Below are 815 nucleotides of genomic sequence, written 5' to 3'. Positions count from 1 at the left end.
GGCGAACACGTCGGTACCAGTCGCGCCTGCTTGCAGATTGTCAGTTGAATTGAGGGTAGAGGCCGTGGCGTTGACCGTGACCGAAGCCGGCGCGCCGGCCGGAATCGTATCGGCCGTGGTCGTGAGCTTGATAACTGAAGAATCCGGAGGCGGCGCGGAGTAGGTTCCAGTGCTGTCCGTGATATCTTCGATCAAGCTTGTGGCGAAGATTGCCTCCCGCTGATCGTTGGTAAAGGTGAAGCCGCTGGCCTCGATTGTGTCTGCTCCACTCCCACCCACAATCTGGGAAGCCGTGGCCAAACTGTTGACCTGGAAGGTCGTGCCAGTCGCGTTCTCGCTGATCACCGAGACCTGCTGAACGTTCATGTCCCTTAGGTCGACCACTTCGTCGAAGGTGCTCATCTTAGAGGTAGAATTGCCCCAAACGTAGGAGACGCTGTCCATCAGCTCGGCATCCACGACCACCTTGCCATCGTAGATGTACAAGTATTCGAAGTTCTTGACCGTGCTGGAGCGGAGGTCGGTCGTGCCGCTGCTGCTCAGGTCAATATGGAGAATGTCATGCCCTGAACCGCCATCGAGAACGTTGCCGTCGTTCCAGCTACGCACGTTGCCGCTGCTCGGGACGGCGTTGGCATAGACGTAATCCGTCCCCTCGCCTCCTGCGAGCGTCGTCTGCCCTGTGCCGAGGTAGATGGATTTCTGCCCGCTCCCCGTGGTGCTGACGTTGGCGCTCTCGTCGGCCCGGAGGAACAGCTGCTGAGATGAGTTCGAGTAGTTGATCATCCGAATCTCTTCAAACCCGGAGAACCCCG

1 protein-coding gene is annotated in these 815 nt (G+C 58.8%); it reads right to left on the bottom strand.

Features of this window, described 5'->3' with window-relative positions; all coding sequences use genetic code 11:
* Nucleotides 1-786, bottom strand: a 786-nt coding sequence (locus tag ACOI1H_RS25885) for a hypothetical protein (RefSeq protein ID WP_422441218.1), incomplete at its 3' end; no start/stop codon positions are given.
* Nucleotides 787-815: the final 29 nt, after the last annotated feature.

Origin of the sequence: Loktanella sp. DJP18, assembly GCF_049310965.1 — a bacterium.
GTDB lineage: Bacteria > Pseudomonadota > Alphaproteobacteria > Rhodobacterales > Rhodobacteraceae > Loktanella.
The sequence above is the reverse complement of the archived record's forward strand: the minus strand, read 5'-3'. Positions and strand labels throughout refer to the sequence as shown.